The organism is Oerskovia sp. NPDC056781 (genome assembly GCF_042789955.1).
In the GTDB taxonomy this organism is placed as follows: Bacteria; Actinomycetota; Actinomycetes; order Actinomycetales; family Cellulomonadaceae; genus Oerskovia; species Oerskovia rustica.
In genome coordinates, this window is sequence record NZ_JBHUAD010000316.1 from 1 (window position 1) to 3652 (window position 3652).

The following is a 3652-nucleotide window of genomic DNA, read 5'->3' on the forward strand; positions in this document are numbered from 1 at the left end:
ATCAAGCACACTGTTGAGTTCTCAAGCAACCGACACGCACCGACTCCAACCCACCAGGGGCCTTCACTCGGGGCAACTTCTCTAACCTACCAGACCGGCTTCTTCGTTTCAAACCCGGCGAACCGGGTCAAACTCGGAGGTCGATCCCCGCCGTCAGGCTCTGGAGGCGCGAGGCATCCAGAGCAAGATGTCGGATTTCAGTCCGGGGCAACAGCCACTTCGCGGCGGCTCCGAGGAGCTTCGCAGTGGTGTCTGTCTCTCCCTGCCGGGCTGACTTCGAGAACATTACGGGGAGGTGAACGCTCTGGTCAACCCGGTCCCGCGTGACCCCGGTCACCGAGCCGGGCCATCGAGCACGTCACCACCTCGCATCGCCACGTCGCGATTTCACCGACAGGCCGCCGCCTCCGCGCCACGACCAGGTCACCGACCCGCGCCACCCCCAGATCATTGACCCGCGCCACCGTCCGGGCCGCCGACGGCCCCCCGGTACCGCTCCCCCATCTCGCGGACCGCGGTGCGCAGCTCGGCCGGCCGGACGACCTCGAACGGGACGTCGAACATGCCGACCCACGCGGCAAGCCCGCGCCACGACCACGACCCGGCGACGAGCCGGGACCGGTCGGGACCGAGCGGCTCGATCAGTCCTTGGTCCCCCACCCACGGCGCGAGGTCGTCCGCCCGGGCGTGCAGGACGACCTCTCCCTCGGCGGGCCACCGCGGACGGGAGAACTGGTGCGCGACGTACGCGGCGACGTCGGGCACGGTGCCCGGCACACGGGTGCGCCGCCCCCGCCCTGCGCCCTCTCCCCCGGCCGGACGCGGACCCGGCGCCCCGTCCGCACCACCGCCCGCCGGTCCGTCACCCCGCGACGGCCCGGCCGCTCCTCCACCGGCGCCCCCACGGCCCGTCGGCACCGCCGGCAGCTCCCGCGGCGCGAACCGCGGCCCCGTGGGCGTCCGCGGGGTCATCCGGTCGACGCGGAACGTGCGCCAGTCCTGGCGCTCGAGGTCCCACGCGACGAGGTACCAGCGCCCGCCCCACGTCACGAGGTGGTGCGGCTCGGCGCGGCGCGGGGGCCGGAAGGCCGCGTCGCCCGAGCCGAGCAGCGGCGCGGTCCCGCCGTCGTAGTCGAAGCGCAGCACCTCGCGCGCCCGCACGGCGCTGCCCACCGCGACCAGCACGGCCGGGTCGACGTCGGGCCGCGCGGCCTGCGCGGACGACCGCACCACGGTCACCTCGAGCGCGTCGATCCGACCCCGCAGCCGCGCGGGCATGACCTGGCGGATCGTCGCGAGCGCCCGCTGCGCCGGTTCCTCCAGCCCGCCCACCTGGGAGGTCTGGAGGGCGACGGCGACCGCGACGGCCTGCTCGTCGTCGAACAGCAGGGGCGGGAGGTCGGCACCGGCGTCGAGGCGGTACCCGCCGTCGGGCCCCTTGGTCGCGCGGACCGGGTAGCCGAGCTCACGCAGGCGGTCGACGTCGCGCCGCACCGTGCGCGGGCTGACGCGCAGGCGCTCGGCGAGCGCCTCCCCCGGCCAGTCGCGGCGGGCCTGGAGCAGGGAGAGCAGGGCGAGGAGCCGGGCCGAGGTCTCGAGCATGGTCCCAGCGTCGCACGAGATAGCGGACAGAAGCTGACCGCTACCTCCACCAGGGTGGGGTCATCACCCACTCCTGGAGGACACCGTGATCCACACCCGCTCCCTCACGAAGGACTTCGTCGTGAGCCGCCACGAGACCGTGCACGCCGTGCGCGGCATCTCGCTCGACATCGAGCCGGGCGAGCTCGTCGCCGTCCTGGGCCCCAACGGGGCCGGCAAGACCACGACCCTGCGCATGCTCACGACGCTCATCGCGCCCACCTCGGGCAGCGCGACCGTCGCGGGGTACGACGTCGTCGCGCACCCCGCGCAGGTCCGTCACCACATCGGGTACGTCGGGCAGGGCAACGCCGCGGGCCACAACCAGCGGGCCGTCGACGAGCTCGTGACGCAGGGCGTCGTGTACGGCCTCGACCGCCGGGCCGCGCGCCGCCGCGCCGACGAGCTGTTCGAGGCGCTCGACCTGACCGCGCTGCGCACGCGCAAGGTCGCCGACCTCTCGGGCGGGCAGCGTCGCCGCCTCGACGTCGCGATGGGCCTGGTCCACTCGCCCTCGCTCCTGTTCCTCGACGAGCCCTCGACCGGGCTCGACCCGCACAACCGCGCCAACCTGTGGGAGCACGTCCTGCGCATGCGGACCGACGCGCTCGCCACCACGGGAGATCCCATGACGATCGTCCTGACCACGCACTACCTCGACGAGGCCGACACCATGGCCGAGCGTGTCGTCGTCGTCGACCACGGCGAGGTCATCGCCGACGACACCGCGGAGGCGCTCAAGACGAACCTCGCCGGAGACCGCGTGGTCCTCGACGCCACGACGCCCGACGACGGCGCTCGGCTCGCGCAGCTCGTCTCCCGCGCGGACGGGGTCCGGGAGGTCGAGACGGTCGGCACCCAGGTCACGGCCCGCGCCGCGGACGGGCCCGCGCTCCTCCCGGCCCTGCTGCGCGCGGCCGACCACGGGGGCGTCGTCGTCGCCACGGCCCAGGTCCACCGCCCCACGCTCGACGACGTGTTCCTCGCCCTGACCGGGCGCAGCCTGCGCGAGACGGGGACGCCGGACGTCCCCGGCGCGACCTCACCCTCCGCACGAACCACCGAGAGCGCGACGCTCTCCGGGAAGGACGCAGCATGAGCACCGTCGACACCACCACGGGGCACGGCCCTTCTCCCGCACGCACTCAGCGCGGTGCCGGCGCGGCAGGACGCCCCGGCGTCCGCCCCCGCGGGCGGCTCGCGCACCTCGCCCGCGACACCTCGATCGTCCTGGTCCGCGAGCTGCGCCCGCTGCTCCACGACCCGTTCTCGGTCGTGTTCGGTCTCGTGCAGCCGCTCGTGTTCCTCGCACTGTTCGGCCCCCTGCTCGTCGGCACGCTCAGCGGGCAGGACGGCGGCGCGGCCGGGACGCTCGGAGGCAGCGTCTGGCAGTGGTTCGTGCCGTCGATCCTCGTGATGACGACGCTCTTCGGCACCTCGACCACGGGCGCCAACCTCCAGCAGGAGCTCAACACCGGCGCGCACGAGCGCATGCTCGTCTCGCCCCTGTCCCGGCCGTCGCTGCTCGTGGGGCGTGCCCTCAAGGAGATGGTGCCGATCGCTGCGCAGTCCGTCGTGGTCGTGCTCGTGATGCTGCCGTTCGGGTTCGAGCTCTACCCCGTGGGCGCGGTGCTCGGGCTGCTCATGCTCGCGATCTTCGGCGTCGGGGTCGGATCGCTCAGCTACGCCCTGGCCCTCGCGGTCCGCAAGCAGGAGTGGATGTTCTGGCTCGTGCAGCAGACGCTGCTCTTCCCGCTCATGATCCTGTCCGGCATGCTGCTGCCCCTCGAGACCGGCCCGTCGTGGATGCGGGCCGCGGCCCACCTCAACCCCCTGACCTACCTGGTCGACGCCGAGCGCTCGCTCTTCGCGGGCGACCTGACCTCGTCGGCCGCCGCCTGGGGCTGGGTCGCCGCGCTGGTGACCGCCGCCGTCGGGCTGGCCGTGGGGATCCGGACCATGGTGCGCAGCACGGACTGACCGGCGGACGCACGAAGGGGTGACGCGCTGC

Annotated in this window: 3 protein-coding genes; 2 read left to right on the forward strand and 1 reads right to left on the reverse strand. The window is 73.7% G+C overall.

The features are described from left to right. Positions 1-447: 447 nt before the first annotated feature. Positions 448-1602 carry a helix-turn-helix transcriptional regulator gene (locus ACFRCR_RS17685; RefSeq protein WP_377679386.1) on the reverse strand — a complete coding sequence of 385 codons (1155 nt, stop codon included), beginning with the start codon at positions 1600-1602 and terminating at the stop codon, positions 448-450. Positions 1603-1687: 85 nt separating this feature from the next. Between ACFRCR_RS17685 and ACFRCR_RS17690 the strand changes: the two genes are divergently transcribed. Beyond that, positions 1688-2740 (forward strand): ATP-binding cassette domain-containing protein, encoded by a 1053-nt coding sequence (locus tag ACFRCR_RS17690; RefSeq protein WP_377679388.1) that lies wholly within the window; start codon positions 1688-1690, stop codon positions 2738-2740. Continuing rightward, complete coding sequence (locus ACFRCR_RS17695) at positions 2737-3621, forward strand: ABC transporter permease (protein WP_377679390.1); 885 nt, start codon at positions 2737-2739, stop codon at positions 3619-3621. The genes ACFRCR_RS17690 and ACFRCR_RS17695 overlap by 4 nt, the downstream gene beginning before the upstream one ends. Positions 3622-3652: the final 31 nt, after the last annotated feature.

Bases quoted from the DNA above. Each gene is read 5' to 3' on its own strand.
- ACFRCR_RS17685 (WP_377679386.1), bottom strand. From the start codon at position 1,602: ATGCTCGAGACCTCGGCCCGGCTCCTCGCCCTGCTCTCCCTGCTCCAG.
- ACFRCR_RS17695 (WP_377679390.1), top strand. From the start codon at position 2,737: ATGAGCACCGTCGACACCACCACGGGGCACGGCCCTTCTCCCGCACGC.